General features: G+C 60.7%; 24 protein-coding genes. 12 read left to right on the top strand and 12 right to left on the bottom strand.

Going from position 1 to position 20283, the window contains the following annotated elements:
- Positions 1-43 precede the first annotated feature (43 nt).
- Complete coding sequence (locus AC0L2F_RS13745) at positions 44-337, bottom strand: hypothetical protein (protein ID WP_473248720.1); 294 nt, start codon at positions 335-337, stop codon at positions 44-46.
- 46 nt (positions 338-383) lie between these two features.
- A complete protein-coding gene (locus AC0L2F_RS13740) occupies positions 384-3140 on the bottom strand; it encodes a type IV secretory system conjugative DNA transfer family protein (RefSeq protein WP_473248719.1) in 2757 nt (918 codons plus the stop codon).
- A 437-nt stretch (positions 3141-3577) separates the two neighbouring features.
- Between AC0L2F_RS13740 and AC0L2F_RS13735 the strand changes: the two genes are divergently transcribed.
- From AC0L2F_RS13735 to AC0L2F_RS13725, 3 genes are all read left to right on the top strand, one after another.
- Complete coding sequence (locus AC0L2F_RS13735; RefSeq protein ID WP_473248718.1) at positions 3578-3910, top strand: plasmid mobilization protein; 333 nt, start codon at positions 3578-3580, stop codon at positions 3908-3910.
- Positions 3900-5432 carry a relaxase/mobilization nuclease domain-containing protein gene (locus tag AC0L2F_RS13730; protein ID WP_473248717.1) on the top strand — a complete coding sequence of 511 codons (1533 nt, stop codon included), beginning with the start codon at positions 3900-3902 and terminating at the stop codon, positions 5430-5432. Before AC0L2F_RS13735 ends, AC0L2F_RS13730 begins: the two co-directional genes overlap by 11 nt.
- 140 nt (positions 5433-5572) lie before the next feature.
- The gene (locus tag AC0L2F_RS13725) at positions 5573-5740 is read left to right on the top strand and encodes a hypothetical protein (protein ID WP_473248716.1); all 168 of its coding nucleotides are present in this window, start codon (positions 5573-5575) and stop codon (positions 5738-5740) included.
- On the opposite strand, the gene AC0L2F_RS13720 is transcribed toward AC0L2F_RS13725, so the two are convergent.
- Positions 5741-5926, bottom strand: a complete 186-nt coding sequence (locus AC0L2F_RS13720) for a hypothetical protein (protein ID WP_473248715.1) — start codon at positions 5924-5926, stop codon at positions 5741-5743.
- Positions 5927-6016: 90 nt separating this feature from the next.
- On the opposite strand from AC0L2F_RS13720, the gene AC0L2F_RS13715 reads away from it, so the two are divergent.
- Positions 6017-6223 (top strand): cold-shock protein, encoded by a 207-nt coding sequence (locus AC0L2F_RS13715; RefSeq protein WP_247819072.1) that lies wholly within the window; start codon positions 6017-6019, stop codon positions 6221-6223.
- 16 nt (positions 6224-6239) lie between these two features.
- On the opposite strand, the gene AC0L2F_RS13710 is transcribed toward AC0L2F_RS13715, so the two are convergent.
- Complete coding sequence (locus AC0L2F_RS13710) at positions 6240-6914, bottom strand: SOS response-associated peptidase (protein WP_473248714.1); 675 nt, start codon at positions 6912-6914, stop codon at positions 6240-6242.
- 37 nt (positions 6915-6951) lie between these two features.
- Positions 6952-7440 carry a hypothetical protein gene (locus AC0L2F_RS13705; RefSeq protein ID WP_473248713.1) on the bottom strand — a complete coding sequence of 163 codons (489 nt, stop codon included), beginning with the start codon at positions 7438-7440 and terminating at the stop codon, positions 6952-6954.
- 274 nt (positions 7441-7714) lie between these two features.
- Here AC0L2F_RS13705 and AC0L2F_RS13700 point away from each other — a divergent pair, with 274 nt between their 5' ends.
- Positions 7715-8101: a hypothetical protein gene (locus AC0L2F_RS13700; RefSeq protein ID WP_473248712.1), complete on the top strand. Its 387-nt coding sequence runs from the start codon at positions 7715-7717 to the stop codon at positions 8099-8101.
- Between the two features lie 11 nt (positions 8102-8112).
- On the opposite strand, the gene AC0L2F_RS13695 is transcribed toward AC0L2F_RS13700, so the two are convergent.
- From AC0L2F_RS13695 to AC0L2F_RS13685, 3 genes are read right to left on the bottom strand one after another with little or no spacing between them, the layout of a single operon-like run.
- Positions 8113-11373 carry an error-prone DNA polymerase gene (locus AC0L2F_RS13695; RefSeq protein ID WP_473248711.1) on the bottom strand — a complete coding sequence of 1087 codons (3261 nt, stop codon included), beginning with the start codon at positions 11371-11373 and terminating at the stop codon, positions 8113-8115.
- On the bottom strand, positions 11370-12788 hold the full coding sequence (locus tag AC0L2F_RS13690; RefSeq protein WP_473248710.1) for a DUF6504 family protein: 1419 nt from the start codon (positions 12786-12788) through the stop codon (positions 11370-11372). The genes AC0L2F_RS13695 and AC0L2F_RS13690 overlap by 4 nt, the downstream gene beginning before the upstream one ends.
- A 7-nt stretch (positions 12789-12795) precedes the next feature.
- The gene (locus tag AC0L2F_RS13685) at positions 12796-13542 is read right to left on the bottom strand and encodes an ImuA family protein (protein ID WP_473248709.1); all 747 of its coding nucleotides are present in this window, start codon (positions 13540-13542) and stop codon (positions 12796-12798) included.
- A 180-nt stretch (positions 13543-13722) separates the two neighbouring features.
- Here AC0L2F_RS13685 and AC0L2F_RS13680 point away from each other — a divergent pair, with 180 nt between their 5' ends.
- The 4 genes from AC0L2F_RS13680 to AC0L2F_RS13665 all read left to right on the top strand — a co-directional run bounded on the left by AC0L2F_RS13680 (position 13723) and on the right by AC0L2F_RS13665 (position 16565).
- The gene (locus tag AC0L2F_RS13680; RefSeq protein WP_473248708.1) at positions 13723-15438 is read left to right on the top strand and encodes a PHP domain-containing protein; all 1716 of its coding nucleotides are present in this window, start codon (positions 13723-13725) and stop codon (positions 15436-15438) included.
- A 24-nt stretch (positions 15439-15462) separates the two neighbouring features.
- Positions 15463-15945 (top strand): NUDIX hydrolase, encoded by a 483-nt coding sequence (locus tag AC0L2F_RS13675; RefSeq protein WP_473248771.1) that lies wholly within the window; start codon positions 15463-15465, stop codon positions 15943-15945.
- A 135-nt stretch (positions 15946-16080) separates the two neighbouring features.
- The gene (locus AC0L2F_RS13670; protein WP_473248707.1) at positions 16081-16254 is read left to right on the top strand and encodes a DUF3606 domain-containing protein; all 174 of its coding nucleotides are present in this window, start codon (positions 16081-16083) and stop codon (positions 16252-16254) included.
- Between the two features lie 113 nt (positions 16255-16367).
- Positions 16368-16565, top strand: coding sequence for a hypothetical protein (locus AC0L2F_RS13665; RefSeq protein WP_473248706.1), 198 nt, complete (start codon positions 16368-16370; stop codon positions 16563-16565).
- 12 nt (positions 16566-16577) lie between these two features.
- On the opposite strand, the gene ligD is transcribed toward AC0L2F_RS13665, so the two are convergent.
- Genes ligD through AC0L2F_RS13650 form a run of 3 tightly spaced genes read right to left on the bottom strand, consistent with a single transcriptional unit; the run spans position 16578 to position 18341 of the window.
- Positions 16578-17525: a non-homologous end-joining DNA ligase gene (gene ligD, locus AC0L2F_RS13660; RefSeq protein WP_473248705.1), complete on the bottom strand. Its 948-nt coding sequence runs from the start codon at positions 17523-17525 to the stop codon at positions 16578-16580.
- The gene (locus AC0L2F_RS13655) at positions 17525-18055 is read right to left on the bottom strand and encodes an alpha-ketoglutarate-dependent dioxygenase AlkB (RefSeq protein ID WP_473248704.1); all 531 of its coding nucleotides are present in this window, start codon (positions 18053-18055) and stop codon (positions 17525-17527) included. The genes ligD and AC0L2F_RS13655 overlap by 1 nt, the downstream gene beginning before the upstream one ends.
- A gap of 43 nt (positions 18056-18098) precedes the next feature.
- A complete protein-coding gene (locus tag AC0L2F_RS13650; protein ID WP_473248703.1) occupies positions 18099-18341 on the bottom strand; it encodes a hypothetical protein in 243 nt (80 codons plus the stop codon).
- 421 nt (positions 18342-18762) lie between these two features.
- Between AC0L2F_RS13650 and AC0L2F_RS13645 the strand changes: the two genes are divergently transcribed.
- The 3 genes from AC0L2F_RS13645 (at position 18763) to AC0L2F_RS13635 (ending at position 19984) form a co-directional block, all read left to right on the top strand.
- A complete protein-coding gene (locus AC0L2F_RS13645; protein WP_473248702.1) occupies positions 18763-19077 on the top strand; it encodes a hypothetical protein in 315 nt (104 codons plus the stop codon).
- A 65-nt stretch (positions 19078-19142) separates the two neighbouring features.
- Complete coding sequence (locus AC0L2F_RS13640) at positions 19143-19646, top strand: YciE/YciF ferroxidase family protein (RefSeq protein ID WP_473248701.1); 504 nt, start codon at positions 19143-19145, stop codon at positions 19644-19646.
- A gap of 62 nt (positions 19647-19708) precedes the next feature.
- Positions 19709-19984 (top strand): hypothetical protein, encoded by a 276-nt coding sequence (locus tag AC0L2F_RS13635; protein WP_473248700.1) that lies wholly within the window; start codon positions 19709-19711, stop codon positions 19982-19984.
- A gap of 7 nt (positions 19985-19991) precedes the next feature.
- On the opposite strand, the gene AC0L2F_RS13630 is transcribed toward AC0L2F_RS13635, so the two are convergent.
- A complete protein-coding gene (locus AC0L2F_RS13630) occupies positions 19992-20216 on the bottom strand; it encodes a hypothetical protein (protein WP_473248699.1) in 225 nt (74 codons plus the stop codon).
- Positions 20217-20283 lie beyond the last annotated feature (67 nt).

The following is a 20283-nucleotide window of genomic DNA, read 5'->3' as shown; positions in this document are numbered from 1 at the left end:
GCTCATTGCCGCGGGGCTAGCAGGGTTGCAGGGCAACCCTTTTTCAAATTCCGTGTTCGTCAGCGTGCGATTGATAGGGATAGAGCGTGAGCTCGTTCTTGTCGTTGAGGCGAACGGCGTTGCCGTTTTCGTCGACCATGGTGACGTAGAGCGTCGCCGTTTTGACGCGGTAGCCGTTTTCATGCTGCTTGAGCAAGCGGGCGGTATCGAGAAGGCCTTCGGCCACCTGCTGCATGGAGAGCGCCGCGTTGTCGCGGCCGCGCAATTTGATTTTCAGAGCAGACGATTCGTCTTTCGGCGGCGCCTTCCGGCCCCCGCCTCGCGTGCGAATTCCCATGCTTTCATTATAGCAGTTTCGGGCAGCTCTTTGCGAATTCTGCTGCCTACCGTTGTATGTCGTTATCGTCCTTTCCCTTGTCGCGCGGGGGCGCCTTGCGCCGCGGCGCGCGCTTTGGCGCGGGAGACAGGACTTCCTTTCGCTCCTCATAAAGGCTCCCGCTGCCGCCGTCTCCGCTGCCGTTCTTCCTGCGGAGAACGGAAACCTCAGGGATATCTTCGGGAAGGATCGTTTTAAGGTCGTGGCCGCGTGGATTATCGATGCGGCTGACGCGGCTTGCCATGTTGGCAAGGCTCGCTTCGAAAACGTTACGCGTTTCGCGGGCGTTGCCGAAATGCTTTCCTTTCCCCGCCCATAGACGCGTCATGAGGAGAAGGACCTTCTCCTCGGTCTCGGGCGTCGCCTCAACCTTGTTCGCCTGGCAGAAGCCCGCGAAGATTTTGGTCAGGTCTTCCGGGCTGTAGTCCTCGAATTCGATGATCGTGCCGAAGCGCGAGCGCAGGCCCGGATTGGCATCGAGGAAATCATTCATCTCCCCGGTATAACCCGCCGCGATCACAGCGATGCGGTCGCGGCGGTCTTCCATCAGCTTCACGATGGTGTTGATGGCGTCCTGGCCGAAGACGTCGGCGGCGCCGTCAGAGCGTCTCACCGCCAGCGAGTAAGCTTCATCGATGAAGAGAACACCGTCCATCGCCTTGTCGAAGGCCGCCGTTACCTTCGGTCCCGTCTGGCCGAGATACTGGCCGACGAGGCCGCTGCGATCGACCTCGACGACATGGCCCTTCTCAAGAAGTTCGAGCTCCTTGTAGATCGCACCGACGATCCGCGCGACCGTCGTCTTGCCGGTGCCGGGATTGCCGGTGAAAACGAGGTGATAGGAGGTCGTGATGGGTGGCAGCCCCTCACGGATTCGGGCCGCATTGAATACAACCTGATCGATGAGCTGCCGCACCCTTGCTTTTACGTTCTCAAGGCCGATCAGCGCGTCCAGCTGCGCGAACGGATCAGGCTCCTCCGGAGAATCTTCGTCAGGTAGCGAACCGGAAATTTCCTCCTGAGGCTGCGCCTCATCTTCCTCTTCCGCAGGCTGCGCCTCTAAGGGCTCCTCCGCGAGAAGCTCCTTGCGCTGCTTTGCGTTCGACAGCGCCAGATCAAAATTGATGACGGGCGGCGGCGCCGATGTGCCCGGCTTGCCTGAGAAGGGATCGAAAGCTTTGGGCAACGCTGCGGCTTCCCGCAGCTTGCCGCTATCCACATAGTCGGGATCGGGATTGTACCAGTGCCGCGGAAAATACCGGTCATAGTCGATGCGGCGGATCAGCATCGGCAGATCGCCGTTGCGAAACACGAGCATCCGGCCGGTTTCACGCGCGGCTTCCCGCTCGACTTCGTTGGGGTCGCGGAACTTGTTCGCGTAACGCTGCTCGTGGCCGCCCACCTGTTCCTTCCAGACCGCATGGCCCAGCCGACCGGAAATATATTCTCCGGTCGTCCTGTCATTGACGCCGAATGCCTGCACCGCACCGGCATTCGCAAAGAAGGTTTCCCAGTTCGCGGGATACAGCTCCTTCAGCTGCGAGAGATTTTGGACGATGGGCCAGAGCGTCATGCCAAGGCCCGACATCAGGCCCGCCGAAATCTCGATCTGCCTTTGCCGTCCGAGGCTAAAGAATTCATCGAGAAGGAAGAGCACGGGATGGCGGGGTTTCCCCGTCTTCTGCGACCACATCGCGTTGATGGCGAGATTGACGACAAGGCGCATATAACGGGCGTGGAGTTCGAGATAGTTGCCAGGCAGCACGACATAGATCGTCATCCGCCTGCGCTTCAGGTCGTTCATGTCGAAATCCGACCCCGAGAGCGTTTCCTTGAGAGCGGGGCTGACGATCCAGTCCGTGTTGCGCAGGATCGTGGTCATGAAGCTGCCGCGCTCGTTCGGTCCGGCGTTCAGCAGCGGGGCGGACGCGCTGCGCGTCTGCTCGCCCGCTTTGTGCATCGCCTCAAGATGGGCGAGGAACTGTTTTGGCGGGGCGGTCAGGAGATCGCGCACATCAAGAAAGCTGGGCCGCTCCCTTGTCTGCATCACAAATATGATCGCGCCTTTCAGGATGTTCCGTGTCGTCTCATCCCAGTGCGGCGTGTCCCCGGCCGGGCCCGGCACCACCAGCGCATCGGCCAGCAGGCCGACCTGCTCGACGTAATCGTTTGCAGTGCGGTCGAGGGCATCGAGAGGATTGAACCGAGAGCTCTTCGCTTCCGGCACGCAGCCGAAGGGATCAAGAATATGCACGTCCTGCCCGAGGAAGGCCGTGACCCTCCCTCCACCGTGTCCCCGCCGCGCGGCGGTAACACGCGCGTTCGTGCCCTTCGGGTCGATCACGAGCGCTGAGCCCGGATAGACGAGAAGGTTCGGGATGATGAGAGAGCGGCCCTTGCCGGACCGGGTCCCGGCGATGGTCAGGAAGCCGCGATCGTCCTTCCAGCCGATCGGCCAGCTGAGTTCCTGGCGCGATACGCCGAGCACCATGTCGCCCGGACGGTAGCGGTAACGCCATTCCTCGACGATGGACGCGTAGGCGGCCGAGCCGCCCTTCCCGAATTCCTGCTCCTGTTTCCTGCGCCGGTACCACCAGCTCTTACGGGAGAACCACGCCTTGAAATCGTCGCCAAGCGGCCAGCCCGCCATAACGGACAGTGCGATCACAGCGAGCATGAGGGGATACGAGAGCCAGTCCGGCAGGAGGAAGATGAAGGCGGGAGGCGAGCCGGTGAAGGTGGCGGCGGGGCCTGCCGTGATCATCACATAGGCTTCGAACAGGAAGCACAGGGCGAAGATCGTCGTCGCAAAGGCGAGGAAGATCCCGGCGAGATTGAACGGCAGCCCTATCGTGAAACGCGGCATGGCCTGGCCCTGAAGGACGTGTCGATCCTAGGTCAGGAATACATGCGCGGTTAAGGGGCAATGAGGGCGGGAGCCCCGACTTAGGTCTTAGGGTTAAGCTGAGAACGCAGCTGGTACTTGAAGGAAAGAGGTAGAAGCGGCAGAGTAGCAAGATATGTTTTTGTGGCACGAAAACCCTTTCCGCATTCTGCGGAGGTTTCCCTGCCAAAAAACGTTTTGATCTTGTCAGCGTTCCGCCGCTGAACCACGGCAAGCCGCGCGTGGGTCGGTGACGGCGTACTCATTGCGACTACGAAGCGCCCCACCATTGCCGGGCGCCCCCGACGGAGCAGACCATGGCCCGGCCCCGTAAAGGCCGCGACGACCAGCTCAGCGAGATGCTGCGCTGCCGCCTCCGCCCTGCCGAGTACCTTCGCATCCGGCAGGCGGCGCAGCAGGCGAATATGTCCGTTTCGGACTATGCGCGCCGCATGCTTCTGTCGGGCACGGTGGTCGTGAGAAAGACCAGAAGCCTCGACCCCGCCGTTTACGACGAGCTCCGCCGGATCGGCGTCAATCTCAACCAGGCCGTCCACAAGCTGCATGCAACAGGCCTGATTCCTCCCGAGCTGGCAAGGGCGGCAGCCGTCGTCGAAGCGCTCGTGCTGGGCATCATCGATGGTTCCTAAGGTCGCAGGGAAAGGCCGCAGCTTCAAAGGTGCAGGCATGTATTACCTGCACGACAAGAAGGCTGAGACCAATGAGCGTGTGGACTTTGCCTACACGGTCAACCTGCCGACCCGCGACCCGGACAAGGCAATCCGGATGATGGCCTACACGGCCATGCACCAGTCGGACATCAAGGCAAGGGCTGGCGGCAGCACAAGGGGCCGGAAGCTCACGGACCCCGTTTATTGCTACAGCCTGTCCTGGGCGCCCGGTGAAGAGCCAAGCCGGGACGAGATGGTCAAAGCCGCCCGAGAGAGCCTCAAGGCCCTCGGGATGGAGAGCCACGAAGCGCTTCTCATCGGCCACAACGACGAACCCCATCCCCACATCCATGTCATCGTCAACCGGGTCAATCCCGAGACCGGCATCGCAGCGCCTCTCAAGATGGATTATCTCAAGCTATCCACTTGGGCGGAGGGCTACGAAAAGCAGCAGGGCAAGATCCGCTGCGAGCAGCGTGTCGAAAACAACGAGCTGCGCCGCAAGGGCGAGTTTGTGAGGGATTGGCAGAGCGTCAGGAAAGGAGAATACCAGCGCTGGCAAACGGACCGGGTGAATCGTCAGGTCGACCGGCGCATTCGCGAAGACGAACGTCTCGATCAAAAGCACGCCCGGGAACGCGAGCAGATCCATCTTGCGCGGGACAGCCGTATCGCGGATCAGCGCAAGCGCTTTCGCGAAGCCCATCGCGGCGACTGGCGCGACCTTTACAGCATTCAGAGGCAGGAGCAGCGCAGGCTTGCCGACGCGCAAAAGAGCGCGTGGAAGCGCGTGGGGTTCTTCATGCGCGCACATGGCGAGGAATATCGCGCAGCCGGGAAGGACGGCCGCAAGGCAATCCTCAAAGGTGCGGCCGCCGCGCTGATCGGCTCCAAATCCCAGAAGCAGCGTCTTGAACTCAAACAGACAAAGGAGCGTCTCTTTTTTGCAGGAAAGCTGAAGCGCGAGGCAGACCGGATCAAGCGCCCGATCGACGATCTGCATAAAAAGGAAATGGCCGGGCTGGCGCGGCGTCACGACGACGAGCGCCACGACCTCCGGATGGCGCAGTCGAAAGAAAGCCAGGCGCAGGCACGCGACATCACGTCCGGGCGCAGCAAGGAGCAATTCAAAAAAGAGCAGCGCGGAAAACTTCGCGAAGAGTTGAATGAGAACAAGCAGGAGGTGACGGAGTCCAAAGTCGAACCCAAGGCCCCTTCGCTCGCGGACAAGTTTGCACGTATCCGCGGGCGGCCAAAACAATCCGAACGGCCGATAGATCCGAAAGCCGTGCCGGGACACAAGGCCGGGCAAACTGACAGTGAGCACCGGAAGGAAACGGAGCCCAAGGGTCACAACCGAAGCGGCTCGCTCGCGGACAAATTCCGGAAGGCGCAGGAACGCGGCGTTGGTAACAAGGAGCCTGAACAAAAATTCAAGGATAATGCCGGCGACATCAGCAAGGACATCGGGCGGGAAATCACCAGGAAGCCGCCGAAATAGCGGTGCGCGTGGTTGCTCAGAAGTTGCATCAGCCGCGGTGATTGATCGCGCCGATGGTTCCAATTCAACCCATGGCCTATCGTCGCATTTTCCTCAGCTTTTCGGCCAGCCATTCTTCACAACATGCTGGAGGCTGAACGATGAGCGAAGAAGAGACGGATCGCTATCGCACAGAAGCTGAGGAATGCCGCCGTCTGGCCGAGAAAGCCGTCAGGCCGTCAGACAGAGAGGCCTGGCTGCGCCTTGCGGCCGATTGGCTCAAGCTGGCGGACGGTGCCGAGGTGAAAGAGAGAAAGCGCGGCCAGTAGCTACGTTTCAGCTGCCTGCTCAGACCCTTTCGCCGTCTTTTCAAGATCGTCGGCCAGCTTTCTGAAATGGACAGCCAGATGCTCGTAGAGCTCGCGTTTTTGCAGATCGGTAGCGCTTCTCGCGACACGATCTGAATTGTCGGCTTCGGCGCGCAACCGCTTTGCGCTGTCTTTCATATCCTGCATGGGCATTCACCTCCGCAGAGACATCTTTCGCCTTGCCTGACGGCGGCCGCCGGATTTACACTTCGCGCCATTCTCAAACGGGAGGCGGACGTGGCGACTGGTACCGTGAAATGGTTTAACGCGACCAAGGGTTTTGGGTTCATCCAGCCCGATGACGGCGGACAGGATGTTTTCGTACATATCAGCGCCGTCGAACGGGCCGGGCTTTCAGGCTTGTCCGAGGGACAGAAACTCTCTTTTGAAGTCCAGGTTGACAAAAAACGGGGCAAGAGCAGCGCCGAAAATCTGCGCGTCTGACGTCTGTGAACGCGCTTTAGAGCAGCGCGCCGGTAGCGACCTTATCTTCTTTTTCAGAACCGCGCGCGACGATTTTAAGATCGGCATCAGGTAGAGGACGCTGCAACGCCTTGGCTTCATCCCAGGGCGCTCTCATCCAGACGTCCCGCTCCTCATCCGTTGCGAGAATGACGGGCATCGCCTTTGGGTGAATCGGGCCGACGACCGCGTTCGGCTCGGTGGTCAGAAAGCCGTACACCAGATGCGGGCCCGGGACCGGCTTTGACTTCGGCCCGCGCTCACCTTTGAATTCCGTCCAGATGCCGGCGAAAGCAAACAAGGGACGGTCCTCGCTCAGCGCGAACCAGACGATATCCTTCTTGCCGGTCGCAGGATTAGGTTCGGGCGCGTATTCGGAGAAGCTCGAAGCCGGGACAAGGCAGCGGCTTTCAGGCTTGAGCCATCCGCGCCAGTGCGGCGATGACGTGTTGCGGATATTTGTAACGGGCGGGCCGCCGAATTTTGGCGGCGGCGGCATACCCCAGCGCATTTTGAGGAGCTCGCGGCCGTCCGGCCTGTTCCGGACAACCGGGGCCTCCTGATCGGGAAACACTCCGGTCAGGCTCGGCAGATTGCCTGCATTATCCCAGACGGCGCCGAATAATCGGCGGATAGCTTCCTGGTTGGTCGTGACGCTGTAGAGATTGCACATGGCGCAATTCTACCAACAGCATCTTTTCGCGGCAAACTTAATGTATCGGCTTCGGCGGACCGAACAGCTCGTACGCGGATATTCGCGCCCGCTCCTTTGCTTTGTACTCTCCGCCGCAAGTGCACTCCTGATCGTAGTACGACTTCACTGCGCAAAACCGTGTGCCGCCGGGACCGTTTTTCGTGAGGACAAAGATCGGCTGCTCGCGTCCCTCCCGCATCGCTGACATCATGGTGGCGTACGAATAACCGCCCTTGTTATCTACCAGCTGTCCACGGATCTGCTTCTCGCCAATCGCATTGTCAGTTTCGTTCGTCCCCTCAGACTCGCAGATAAGGGCGAAGCGCGTCGGCCGGGTGGCCGTCCCGAGGCGCTTGCCCGCCAGCTTGTAGGAGAAGACCGACATGGCATCGAACGCATCTGCTTTGAGCGACCGCAGCGTATAGCTGAGAAGTGAGAATGTCGGGCCGACATGTTTCAGGCCATCCACCGCGATCATAACCGCGTAGAGGCATGCCAATGCCACGACAACCGCACAAACGAAGCGGCAGAGGCGCGTCTCACGTAATCTTTCAAGCCGGGAGAGCATGGGCGGAGAATAGCAGCCTGGCGCGAAACGAGCCGAGTTTCCCAGGTTAACCGTAAACCCGGCCCGTGTTAAAGCATGAAACCTCGCCGAGTGCGCGGCCCGCTTAACTACTTAGTCGTATCCCTCCCTCCTTGCGCCCCACATGGCTTGATTTAACGCGGGCAGCGCGCGAAGCTTCGTTTTTTAAAGAGGTTTTGATTGGAGAAACGCCATGGCGGGCCCCGACGACCTTTTAGTCGGCCTCAATCCTTCGCAGCCGCGAAAGAAGATTTTCTCACTTAGAAACTGCCTGCTGATCGCGACTGTGCCGGGCGCCTTCCTCGGATTTGCCGGCACATTGGTTGAATCCAGCCGCAAAGAGCCGTTCGCGTTGCTGTCCCATGTCTGGGGATTGTGCACGGATTTCCTTCCGGTACATTTCAGCAAGTCGCTCGACATGCTTTGGTTCGGCATCACGAATTTCCAGCTGTACTATATCTTCGTGGGGCTGCTGATCTTCCTGCTCATGAGCGGTTTTGCCGCCCTGATGGTTGGCGTCGTGATCGGGACATTGCTCGGCGGGATTCTGTACTGGTTGATTTCGATCGCTCAGCCGTAAGGCCGCCTGTGCTATCGGAAGTTACGCGACTTTACGGTCAGTGAGTCTATATGCAGGTCGGGGATGAATATGTCTCTCGCCGCGTGTCTCAGCGCCTTCGCCTCACGGCTGTCAGTCCCCCCGCCTCCGCCATGGACGGCCTCGTCCCCGCGTCCTGACGGTTTGACGAAAGCCTCATCGAGCCCCCCTATCGCGCGCAACATCTCGGTATCGTCCGTAATGCTCTCGCAAATCAGATGGACAACGCCGTTCGCGGCCTGCACCTTGCCCCGGCAGGTCATCATGCTCGACCCGAGAACCGCCCTGCGGTGCTTGTCGAATACGGACGGCCAGACGATAAGGTTCGCGATGTCGGTCTCATCCTCCAGCGTGATGAACATGACGCCCTTGGCGGAGCCCGGACGCTGACGCACCATGACGAGACCGGAGACAGTTATCCGGGAATTATTCTTCACGACACGCAGTGCCGCGCAGGGACTGATCTTCCTCGCAGCAAGATCGCGCCGCAGAAAGGCAAGTGGGTGCGCGCGCAGCGTAAGGCCGTGCGAGCGATAATCCTCTACGACTTCGCGACCGAGCGTCATGCCGGGCAGCGAAACTTGTTGTTCAACCTGCTCCGGCACGATTTCATTTGCGCGCTGTTCGGCAGCTTCGAACAGCGGCAGCGCACTACTCCGCAGAGCCTTGATTGCCCACTGCGCCTGGTAACGCGAGAGGCCGAGCGAGGAAAATGCATCGGCATTCGCTATGTGCACAAGCGCGCCGGGGCCGATGTTTGCACGCCGCGAGAGTTCGGCGATGCTGTGATAGGGTTTTATCCCGCGCGCTGCGACCAAAGCGCGCCCGTCTTTTTCGGCAAGGTGCCGGGTCATGCGCAGTCCAAGCCGGACGGCCCGATATTTTCCATCCGAGGGTTCTAGCGTGCAGTCCCAGAGCGACATGTTGGCGTTGATCGGCCGCACTTCGACGCCGTGCTTCAAGGCGTCGCGCACGAGGTCCGAGGGTTCATAGAAGCCCATCGGCTGCGCGTTTAGTATCGCAGCGAGGAACACGTCCGGATGGTGGCATTTCATCCAGCTCGACGCATAGGCGATCAGCGCGAAGCTCGCCGCGTGGCTTTCAGGGAAGCCGTAAGAGCCAAATCCTTCGAGCTGGCGGAATGTCTTGTCCGCGAACGCGTCATCATAGCCGTTATCGATCATGCCCTGGATCAGCTTGTCCTTGAATTTATTCACCCCGCCCGTGAACTTGAACGTCGCCATCGCGCGGCGCAGCTGATCGGCTTCAGTAGCGGAGAAGCCTGCCGCGACCATTGCGACCTGCATGGCCTGCTCCTGGAAGAGGGGGACGCCAAGGGTCTTGCCCAGCACTTTTTCTAGCTCAGGCTTGGGAAACTCGATCGGCTCGCTGCCTTCGCGCCTGCGCAGATAGGGATGCACCATGTCGCCCTGAATAGGGCCGGGACGGACAATGGCGACCTCGATGACCAGGTCGTAGAATGTCTTCGGCGCCATCCGCGGCAGCATCGACATCTGAGCACGGCTTTCGATCTGGAACGTGCCGACAGTGTCCGCCTTGCGGATCATCTCGTAAGTGGCCGGGTCTTCGGCGGGTATTGTCGCAAGATCAAGCACGATATTCTTCGAGAAGCGCAAAAGATCGAAGGCCTTATTCATGCAGCCGAGCATGCCCAGCCCCAGCACATCGACTTTCATGAATTTAAGCGCTTCAATATCGTCCTTGTCCCATTCGATCACCTGCCGGTTCTCCATCGCGGCAGGCTCGATGGGCACAAGTTCGTCAAGCCGGTCGAATGTGAGCACGAAGCCGCCCGGATGCTGCGAAAGATGGCGCGGCGTTCCCATCAGCTGGCGAGCGAGTTGCAGGGTAAGCTGCAGGCGGCGGTCGGAGAGATTCAGATTGAGTTCCTTGAGCTCGGTTTCAGAGACCCCGTCCTCGCTCCAGCCCCAGGTGATGCGCGCAAGCGCCCCCGTAATGTCTTCAGGAATGCCGAGGGCCTTGCCGACGTCCCGGATCGCGCCGCGCGCGCGATAGCGGATAACGGTCGAGGTCAGCGCTGCCCGCGTCCGGCCGTAGTTTGCGTAAATCCACTGGATGACCTCCTCGCGACGGCCGTTCTCGAAATCGACGTCGATATCGGGGGGCTCGCGCCGTTCTTCCGAGATAAAGCGCTCGAACAGAAGTCCCTGCCGAACGGGATCGATGGAGGTGACGCCAAGCACAAAACACACCGCAGAATTCGCGGCGGAGCCCCGGCCCTGGCAAAGAATGCCTTGCGAGCGCGCAAACCGGACAATTGATTCAACGGTCAGGAAGTAAGGCGCGTATTTCAGGCGCTCGATAAGCCCAAGCTCATGGCGCAGCTGCATCGCGACGTTGTCGGGCAGGCCTTCGGGATAACGCTGCGCCGAGCCCTCCCAGACCAGTTTTTCAAGGCGATCCTGCGCGGACAGCCCGTCTTTCAGTTCTTCGGTTGGATAGGTATAGGTCAGCTCATCGAGAGAAAACCTGCATCGCTGTGCAATCTCTGCCGTGCGCGCCACAGCCTCGGGATAACGGCGAAACAGTCGTTCGACCTCCTCGGGGTCTTTGAGGTAGCGGTCGGCATGCTTCTCCTTGAGAAATCCCGCGCGGTCGATGATCGTTCCCAGCCTGATGCAGGTAACGACATCCTGCAGCATGCGCATTTCAGGGACGTGATAAAGAATATCGTTGGTCGCAACGGTCGGCACGCGCGCCCGGCTCGCTATATCCGCGACATCATGAATACAGGCGGCATCGTCCGGCCGGAAGCGGCGCGTCAGCGCGCAATAGGCGCGGTCTCCAAATGCATGTTTCAGGCGCTGCAGCTGCGAGAACAGATCATCCGTCAGCTTGTCGGTCACGAGGACCGCAATCTGTCCCTCGCTCCAGGCGACGACATCATCAAAGAAGAGCGTGCACTTGCCTTTGCCTGCGCGTGATTTGCCAAGGGTAAGGAGGCGGCAGAGCCTGCCATATGCTGCGCGGTCAGTCGGATAAACGAGGATCGACGGAAAGTCTTCAAGATCGAGACGGCAGCCCACGATAAGGCGCACGCCCGTGACGCTCGCGGCTTCATAAGCGCGCACAACGCCCGCCAGCGAATTGCGGTCGACGACTGCCATGGCTTCGATGCCGAGGGTAGCGGCAGTGGAGAACAGGTCTTCCGCGCTTGAGACGCCGCGCAGAAACGAGAAATGGCTTGTGGCCTGGAGTTCGGCATATTTCATGCCTCACCCAGCCCATGCAGCCACCATTTTCCGCCAGCCTGCGCAGGCGCGTCGCGAAACAGCCAGAAGCGCTCGCCAGTCTCGTTTTCGACGCGGTAATATTCCCGCTGCATGCCGAGCTCCTGATCTGAGAGCCACCACTCGCCCAGAATGCGTTCCGGCCCGTCGGCGCGGGCAATCTTGTGCCGGGTTTTGCGCCAGACAAAGAAAAGCGGCGGGCTGTCCGGGACCTCGGCGACAGCCTGGACTTGTTCGGGCGGTGCGAGAAGCCGCGCGGGCCGCGGCAGATCGCGCGGCCAGGACGCACCGTCCATCTTCTCCGTCGGGGCGATACGCCGTGTCGAGCGCTCGGGAATATCGCTCTCGACAGGTGAGAGGCGGTAGACGCGCTCGTTCCCAAGCCGCACGCGGAGCGTATCGACGAGCTGGCTGATATCGGCTTCCGCGCGGCCATCGCCGACATGACTGCCGACAATCTGGCGCTCGGTAAGAGCTTCCACCCAGGAGGCGGTAAGGGTTGCTTCCTCGATGCCAAAGCCCGGCTCGACAAGGACAAGCCGTTCGGACAAAAGCTTCGTCAGATGCTTCGCGTCGCGGTTTGGCCGAGAGGTGCCGATGCGGATGGCCTGTGCGATATTATCCACCCGCTGGAACACCATATCGAGACGGCGCGCACCGACACCGCGCGCGGCAAGGTCAACCATGAGCTTGTCGCACAGCAATGCGAGCACCCGCTCAAGATCATCGGGATTACCGATAGGCTCGACGAACCTGATGGTCATGCGCGGCACCTCGCGGGCGATAAGCGGCGCGAGCACCTCAACACTTGCGCCAAGCGCCTGATCGAGGCGCAGAAGGACGTCACCGGAAAACCGCTGGCGGAGCGAGGACCGGGGCAGCGCGGCAAGCTGGGCGATGCGCTCGACGCCCACCTCCCGGAGGCTGATGACATCGCGCCCCGAAATTCTCAGGGCAGCGACGGGAAGCCCCCCGAGTGCATCCGAGCTGCGCCCCTGCGAAACAATCTCCTCCTTCCCGAAATGCGCCACTGCCCACGCACAGCCGGGCGTGTCGGCGATTGCAACACGGGCTTTAAGATGCGCGGATGACAGGCGCGCATGAAGGTCTACAAGAAGCGCGGCCTCACCTTTGAACAGATGCGATGAACCGGCAACGTCGATAAAGATGGTGTCCGGCGGCGCTGGCGTGACAAGCGGTGAATAACGCGAGCACCAGTGTCCGAGCCGCGCAAGCGCGGCTTCATCCTCCTCCGGCTTCGCCTCCTCGACCAGAAGATCCGGCACGAGCGTTTGCGCGTGCGCAACCGTCATGCCTGCAGCAAGTTTGAGCTTGCGCGCGGCGTCATCAGCCGACGCGAGCACGCGGCGGCTGCCGTCCTGGATCGCCGTGACCATCGGCCGCTCACGCGGTGGATCGCCGCCGTTCCTCCGCCGAATCTGATCGGTAGGGAACGTCGGCAGGAAGAGCGCAACGACCCTCCGCATTGCATGCCTCCAAAATCCAGTCTTTAGGCGATGCGCCCCTGCATCGCATAAGTTCAACATGCCAGAGCGGGCGGCCCATCCTGATCGGGTCGATACGCGTCGGCGGCGCAGGAGAGATGCTCCAGCGCGTCATCGCGGCGTTATTCTCGGTAAGGTGCTCGGCAGAGCGCCTGATGATAAGGCACGGCACGGCGGAGGTCTCCGCGGCAAGCTGCAGCCGCCGTGACGGCGTAAGAGGCAGGCGCTTCAGTTCACCGACAACGCCCGCGAGGCCGCGCATGCGCAGCCCTTCTTCCATCGCAGGCAGGATCTCCGCGTCCTTGTAAGTTTCACAAAATATGATGCGGTCAGGATGCAGCCCGACGCGGGCAAGCGCGGGTGCGAAGAGGTCGCGGCTGTGCAGGCACCACAGGACCGGACCCGTGAGTCGCGCGAGAATGCCGGCGGCGAATAGCACGGCGCTTGCCGCATAATGTCCGCGGACGCCGACTTCACTGAACTCATGGAGCGCGCCGAGCGCGAGACCGCCGCCGGGCAGCGCCGCGTCGATGTCCTCGATACCGAACGGCAAGACCTCCTGGGGCGCAGCTGCGTCACCAGCAGCCGTCATCATCCGGCGAAGCTCGGCCAAAGAAACAGAAGATGGATTGGCCGCGCTTGCCATAACTTGTTTGTCCTCCTAATACTAGAACAAATAGTGAACACGTTCGGTTGCCATCGAGTCAATGAATTTTGGTGAGGCATTGATTCAGCTGGATTTTTGCGTTCGGCGGAAACGGTCGATAGCAGTCTGGGACGGGCGGGGCTGGAACCGCAAAAACCTCCCGTCGTTTGACTTACAGTCATGGCCAAAACCGACACGCAGACAGTCATCCGCCTCCTCCGCGAGTATGCGCTGAGGTCGTCGCTGCGCGGCGGCAACCCATACCGCGCGAAAGCTTATCTGCGCGCAGCGGAAAGCCTGTCCGCGCTCTCGCAACCGCTCGCCCGCATTATCTCAGCCGGCACGCTCACTGACATTCCGGGTATCGGCGATGCCATCGCGGACATCGTCACCAAGCTTCACGAAACAGGATCGCATCCCAGCCTCGACAAGCTGCGCAAGGAAGTGCCTGAGGGCCTCCTGGAATTATTCGCCATCCCCGGCATCCGTCCCGAGAAGATCCTGAAGCTGCACCAGGAGCTCGGTATCTCCTCGCTCGCAGAACTTGAGACAGCCGCGAAGGAGGACCGTATCCGCAGTGTGAAGGGCCTTGGCGCCGCACTGCAGACTAAGATCCTGCAGAACCTTGAAATCGCCCGCAGCGGAGAAACGCAGCTTCATCTGCACAAGGCGGCGGCTCTCCTTGAGCATTCGGTTGCGACGGTCAAACAGGAGCATCCTGAATATCCGCGTGTGGAGATCGCAGGAGATTTTCGCAGAGGATGCGAGCTCGTCACCAGGCTTGCGCTCGTCGCGGAAGCAAAGAAACCGCAGGCGCTTGAGGAGCCGTCCGGCGGGCTGCAGCTCGTCGTCACCGACAAGAAGCGCTTCGGCGCAAGCCTTCTCGACGCGACGGGATCGGCGGAGCATCTGGAGCAGCTGAAGAAATACGCTTCCGGCAAAGGCTTCGATCTCAAACCCGACGGGCTCTACCGGGGCAGAAAGCTGATCGCCTCGTCAACCGAACAGGATATTTACAAAGCCCTTGGCCTGCAGTTTATCGAGCCCGAACTGCGTGAAGGCCGGGGCGAGATTGAGCAGGCCGCGAAGCATAAACTGCCCTCCCTCGTGGGCGATGAGGATTTGCGCGGCATCCTGCATTCCCACACGACAGCCTCAGACGGCACCGAGACGCTTGAAGCGATGGCGGAAGCCACGCGCAAGCGCGGCTTCGAGTATTACGGCGTCGCCGATCATTCGCAGTCCGCGCATTACGCAGGCGGGCTTTCCTTAGAGGAAATCGCGGAGCAGCACCGTGAGGCCGACCGGCTGAACAAGCGCTACGGGGGCAAATTCCGCATCCTGAAAGGGATCGAGGCTGACATACTCGCGGACGGCTCGCTCGATTATCCGGACGATATCCTGGAAGACTTCGATTTTGTGGTTGCGAGCGTTCACAGCCGGTTCAAACTGCCGAAGAAGGAACAGACCGAGCGCATTCTGAAAGCGATCAAAAATCCACATACGACGATTATCGGACATATGACCGGACGACAGCTGCAGCGCCGTCCGGGATACGACGTGGACATCGACAAGATTCTAAAGGCCTGCGCGAAACACGGCGTAGCGGTTGAAATCAATGCGCATCCGTGGCGCCTCGACCTTGACTGGCGGTGGCATCAGAAAGCGCTCGGCTATGGTTGCATATTCAGCATCAATCCCGACGCCCATTCCATCCGGGAGCTCGACCACATGCACTGGGGCGTCGAGATGGCCCGCAAGGGCGGCGTGCCGGCCGATCGCGTCCTGAATGCCATGCCCATTCCGAAACTGCTTGCGCATCTCTCGAAACGAAAACGCGCGACTGCAAAAGGCTCTCGCCGCCGCGCGCCGTCGCGGGAAGCTACCGTGCGATAGATGGGCAGCTCGCGCGCAGTATCATTGCCAAAGACTAGCGCAGGCATTCTCCTGTTCCGGCGCAATCGGGGAAGTGTGGAAGTTCTCCTCGGGCATCCGGGCGGACCGTTCTGGAAGAAAAAGGATCATGGCGCCTGGAGCATTCCGAAGGGCCTGATCTCGTTCGGCGAAGCGCCGCTCGATGCAGCTAAACGGGAATTCGAGGAAGAGACGGGGCACAGGCCCCGCGGAGAGTTCACCCCGCTTGGCGAGGCAAAACAGCCGGGCGGCAAAACCGTTCATGTCTGGGCCGCGGAGGACGACTGGAATCCGGATGAGCTCAAGAGCAACATGTTTGAAATGGAATGGCCGCCGCATTCAGGCAGGCTTCAGAGCTTTCCCGAGCTGGATCGTGCCGGGTGGTTCGACATCGCAGAAGCCCGTGAGAAAATCCTGAAGGGCCAAGCCATATTTCTTGACCGGCTCGTGGAAGGGGCGCGGTCGCACCAGCCGACAGCGGAACTGTAATTCGACACAAACGTTGTTCCGCATCTTAACAGGAGGCTCAAATGGGATTCGGCAAAGGCGCACTTCTCTGGCTTATCGGAATTCCGCTTCCGATCATCCTCCTTCTCGCCCTCTTCATGCATCACTGAGGCGGCTATGTCCGGTTTGACGCACAAGATCCAGCCGGACCGCAGCAAGATCAACCTGCATGATCGCAAGGAGCTCGATTACTGGCTCAGGCATTTCCACGTTTCGCAGCAGGACCTGCAAAACGCCGTGGACAAAGTAGGAAATTCGGCGGCCGCCGTCCGCAAGGAGCTGGCAGTCTAGCCGAGCGCGTGCGGTATACTCGCGATCTTCTGGAGCGAGGCCCGCGCGCTGCGCTCATGTTGAACGGCTCATTTTTTTTGTTGGGGCGAGCCCGTTTGCGCGAGGATTTGAAAATGGCACATTCCTTCCGGCATGCCGGGCTTCGATCCGTCAGAGCCGGCATTCTTCACGACCGTCTTACCGATACCAGGCAGACATGGACCGGTGACGACGTGGAAGACTTCAAGAGCAATTCGAGGGCGCTGCCGGACGGCGCCATTGCATGGCGGGATTTCGAATTCGACGGCTGGGGCAACGTGCTCGGCGGCTGACAGATCTGCACCTTACGAGCGAGGCTTCTCGCGCTCCAGGACGACATCCTTCGCCTGCTTGTCTGTTCTCAGCCCGAGATAAACGGGATGCCGCATCTCTCCTGAACTTGTCCATTCGGTAAACTTTATTTCAGCGACGAGCTCCGGCTTGACCCAGGTGGTGACCGCTTCATCCTTTACCTTCTTGCCGAAAGGCGATTTGACGGTCTTCAGCTTGATAAGTTTTTTGTGGAGCTCTTCCAAGGTTTCATGACTGAAGCCCGTCCCGACATGGCCGATATAACGCCAGCCGTTGCCTTCGCGCAGCGCGAGCGTCAGCGCCCCGAAAAAAGGCCGCGTCTTCCGCGGGGCCGTAAACCCCGCTATGACTGCTTCCTGGCGTTTCGACGTCTTTATCTTGAGCCAGTCATTGGTTCGCGCGCCTGACAGGTATTTGCTGTCGGCGCGTTTTGCCATGATCCCTTCGAGACCCTTGCGCTCCGCCTCCTCGAAGAATTTGACGCCGGATGTCTTCCGATCCCGGCTGTACCCAACGAGCCTGTGCTTCGGCAGGATGGCCTTGAGGCGCTTCTTGCGCTCGGTGAGGGGCAGGCCACGAAGGTCTTCCCCTTCGTGAAACATCAGGTCGAAGGCGAAGTACTGCAGCTTTGCTTCATGGCGCAGGGCGTTCTGCAGGAGCTGGAAATGCGACACGCCGTCCTTGCCGATCGCTACAAGCTCTCCGTCAATGACGGCATCGCCTTTGACAGCTTCGAGCGCCCGGGCGACTTCGATATAGCTGTGGCTGATGATCTTGCCGTTACGGCTATAGAGTGTGACCTTGCCGCCGTCGATCTTTGCGACCATGCGGAAGCCGTCATACTTGTCCTCGAATATCCAGCCCTTGTCGTCGAACGGCGCGTCGGTCAGTGTCGCGAGCATGGGCTGGAGCCGCTTCGGCAATGTGGATACGCGCGCCACTAGGATGCAACTCCTTCGAGGAGGTTACGAAATGTCAGCGAGTAGCGCAGGCTTTCGACGCCGGGAATGCTGTGCTGCCATTCGGTGCGCGACGACCCGCGCAGAAGGTAGATGGAGCGCGGCTCGGCAACGAGCGTCGCCCTCTCGAATGAAGTGGCCGTTCGCCTGCGCAGCCTGAAGCTACATGGGGCAAGCAGCGAAATGCCGGCAACATCGCCGAAGACCGAGCGATCCTTATGCCAGCCGATCCCGGCGCCGGGCGCGTACTCGGTCACGAGAACCTGCTGGAAGCTGCCGGGCGCAATGCGGGCGAACGCCTCGGCACGCGCCCGGACCGGGGTCAGGAATACAGGCATGTCCTCGGTTCTGGTGAGACCACCGCCATTGAAGTCGTAGCGCCAGCCGAAGGAAACGGTACGGCGCTTGCCAGTGAAGCCGCGGAATTCGAATTCCCTGAATGGAAGCTTTTCGATGTCAGTCAGAAGCGCACGCTCTTCGTCAGACGAGAGAAACTCCGGCTGGTACTTCATGCCTTCCGGTAGGAAAGCGCCTCCGAAGAGATCGAGGGTTGCGTTACTTGCGGGCACTCGATTTTTTCCGCGCCTTGGATTTTGCAGGCTTGCGGTCGCCCCGGTCACCCTGCCCCGCTTTGACTTTCTTCTTGGCCGTCTTGCGGCGGTCCTGGGATAGCGAGCGGCTTACATCATCGCTTTCCTCGATGCGGCCTTTCGCATCGCGGCGGATATACCGCTTGTCGCCGCGCGGCGCGATCAGCTCACGTTTCGCCGCCGCCCGCCATTTCGTAACTCGCTTCATGTGCTTCCCCAGCGTTAATTTCCTGCTCTACCAACTTACCCTGCAGGCTCCCGGTTCCGTGTTGGGCGCGTCCGCCTGCTGCGCAGCCGGCCGGGCTCTAGCGCGTCCCGCGCCCGGGTCTTCGTCCCGGCCATCCGGTGACGATCCCTCGCGCGAAAGGGGCTGCCGCCCCTTCAGCCGTCAAGGGCAAAGCCCGCGCGAGCGCGGTTGCGTCGCCGCACCCTTGACCGCTTTCCCCTGCTCATTGCCGCGTGGCTAGCCGGGTTGCTGGCCGCAACCCTTTTCAGGCAGGAACCAAGCCCGGGCCGCTCCGTTGGAGCTCACTTTCGAGGACGGCGCCAATGGCAAAGAACGATGAGCTCCGCTACGGGGCACCCGGAGAAAATGCGGTTTCGCGCAGCGCAAGCATGAGGCTTGTGTCGTGAGCAATTCCTATCTCGTGCAGATTCTGCTGCCGAAACAGAAAGGCGGCGGCGAGCCGGTTTCGCAACGCTGGTTCGAGGACTTCCTGGAAGAGCTGACCGGCCGGTTCGGCGGAGCGACCAGCTTCGTCCGGGCCCCGGGCCAGGGTCTATGGCGCAGCGGCAACGAGACCGAGCGGGACAATATCGCCGTCATCGAGGTCATGGCCGCGAAGCTTGCACCCGAGTACTGGCGCAGCCTGCGCGAGCGTCTCGAACGCGAGCTTGCGCAGGAGGAGATCGTCATCCGCGCCCAGGAAATCATCCCGTTGTGAGCTCTCCACGGAACGCTCGTCCCTACCGGTTGTTTGAAGGTGCGGACCCACCCAAGGAGGATACGATGGGCTTTTTCACCAAGGACATAAAAACACTGGACGACCTCTTCGTGCACACGCTGAAGGATATTTACTACGCCGAGCAGCAGATCGCGAAGAACCTGCCGGACATGATCGAGAAGGCGAGCGATCCCGGCCTCAAGAACGGCTTCCAGACGCATCTTTCCGAAACCAAGGGCCAGATCACCCGGCTTGAGAAAGTGTTCGAGATGCACGGCGTGCAGGCGAAGGGCGTCGATTGTCCGGCCATCGACGGCATCCTGAAGGAAGCGAGCGAAGTCGCGGGCGATATCGATGACAAGCAGGTATTGGATGCGGCGCTGATCGCGGCCGCCCAGGCCGTCGAGCACTATGAGATCACGCGGTACGGCACCCTGATCGCATGGGCAAAGATGCTTGGCCGTGAGGACTGCGCCATGGTCCTGCAGCAGAACCTCGACGAGGAAAAGGCGACGGACGAGAAGCTGAATACGATGGCGCTGCGCAGCGTGAACCGAAAAGCCGCTTAACCGGTTAGCCACATGCAAGCGAAAGGGCCGCCCCGGGCGGCCCTTGTTTTGAGAAGGGACACATGAGCCTTGAAGTATTAAGAACCGTGGCAGCCGCCATGACGATAATCGCGGCCGCCATGGTGGCGGCGAACTGGAACGCGCGCATAACCGTGTGCGGCTTCGTCCTCTTTATCGCGGCATCCATTGCGTGGATCGCCGACGGGATATTGGAGCCGAAAAGTTCGCTCGTCATCCAGAACGCCGTTCTTCTCCTGATCAACGTGCTCGGCGTATGGCGCTGGCTGCCGCGCGCCGGCAAGGAAGCCGCCGCATCCGGGGATCGCGCGACACGATAGGATTGGGTCAGGCCTGTTTTCTGTCGGAGATAGCCCACCGCGCGAGGGCAGCTTCCCCCGCTTCAGTCAAGGCACCGAGCGTAGTCTGACCCTTCTTCGCGCAGGCGACCATGGCGTCGGCGATAAAGGATCTCAGTCCGTGATCGGCACCGTCCGGTCTGCCGTCGCAGACCCGGTCAAGCGCGGCTTCCAGGTTTGCGATAGTGCGGCGATCAAAGCTTTCAAGGATCATGGGCGCATCTCCTGTAGCGGCCGAACGAACTCCAAAGCCGTAAGTTCCATGGCCGGAACCGAATGTT

The organism is Bradyrhizobium sp. Ken64, from assembly GCF_055807555.1.
This window is presented reverse-complemented; position numbering and strand designations above follow the sequence as displayed.

Coding starts and splice junctions, on each gene's coding strand:
- AC0L2F_RS13745 (WP_473248720.1), bottom strand. CDS start 337: ATGGGAATTCGCACGCGAGGCGGGGGCCGGAAGGCGCCGCCGAAAGAC.
- AC0L2F_RS13740 (WP_473248719.1), bottom strand. CDS start 3,140: ATGATCACGGCAGGCCCCGCCGCCACCTTCACCGGCTCGCCTCCCGCC.
- AC0L2F_RS13735 (WP_473248718.1), top strand. CDS start 3,578: ATGGCCCGGCCCCGTAAAGGCCGCGACGACCAGCTCAGCGAGATGCTG.
- AC0L2F_RS13730 (WP_473248717.1), top strand. CDS start 3,900: ATGGTTCCTAAGGTCGCAGGGAAAGGCCGCAGCTTCAAAGGTGCAGGC.
- AC0L2F_RS13725 (WP_473248716.1), top strand. CDS start 5,573: ATGAGCGAAGAAGAGACGGATCGCTATCGCACAGAAGCTGAGGAATGC.
- AC0L2F_RS13720 (WP_473248715.1), bottom strand. CDS start 5,926: ATGCAGGATATGAAAGACAGCGCAAAGCGGTTGCGCGCCGAAGCCGAC.
- AC0L2F_RS13710 (WP_473248714.1), bottom strand. CDS start 6,914: ATGTGCAATCTCTACAGCGTCACGACCAACCAGGAAGCTATCCGCCGA.
- AC0L2F_RS13700 (WP_473248712.1), top strand. CDS start 7,715: ATGGCGGGCCCCGACGACCTTTTAGTCGGCCTCAATCCTTCGCAGCCG.
- AC0L2F_RS13695 (WP_473248711.1), bottom strand. CDS start 11,373: ATGAAATATGCCGAACTCCAGGCCACAAGCCATTTCTCGTTTCTGCGC.
- AC0L2F_RS13690 (WP_473248710.1), bottom strand. CDS start 12,788: ATGGTCACGGCGATCCAGGACGGCAGCCGCCGCGTGCTCGCGTCGGCT.
- AC0L2F_RS13685 (WP_473248709.1), bottom strand. CDS start 13,542: ATGGCAAGCGCGGCCAATCCATCTTCTGTTTCTTTGGCCGAGCTTCGC.
- AC0L2F_RS13680 (WP_473248708.1), top strand. CDS start 13,723: ATGGCCAAAACCGACACGCAGACAGTCATCCGCCTCCTCCGCGAGTAT.
- AC0L2F_RS13670 (WP_473248707.1), top strand. CDS start 16,081: ATGTCCGGTTTGACGCACAAGATCCAGCCGGACCGCAGCAAGATCAAC.
- AC0L2F_RS13665 (WP_473248706.1), top strand. CDS start 16,368: ATGGCACATTCCTTCCGGCATGCCGGGCTTCGATCCGTCAGAGCCGGC.
- AC0L2F_RS13655 (WP_473248704.1), bottom strand. CDS start 18,055: ATGAAGTACCAGCCGGAGTTTCTCTCGTCTGACGAAGAGCGTGCGCTT.
- AC0L2F_RS13650 (WP_473248703.1), bottom strand. CDS start 18,341: ATGAAGCGAGTTACGAAATGGCGGGCGGCGGCGAAACGTGAGCTGATC.
- AC0L2F_RS13640 (WP_473248701.1), top strand. CDS start 19,143: ATGGGCTTTTTCACCAAGGACATAAAAACACTGGACGACCTCTTCGTG.
- AC0L2F_RS13635 (WP_473248700.1), top strand. CDS start 19,709: ATGAGCCTTGAAGTATTAAGAACCGTGGCAGCCGCCATGACGATAATC.
- AC0L2F_RS13630 (WP_473248699.1), bottom strand. CDS start 20,216: ATGATCCTTGAAAGCTTTGATCGCCGCACTATCGCAAACCTGGAAGCC.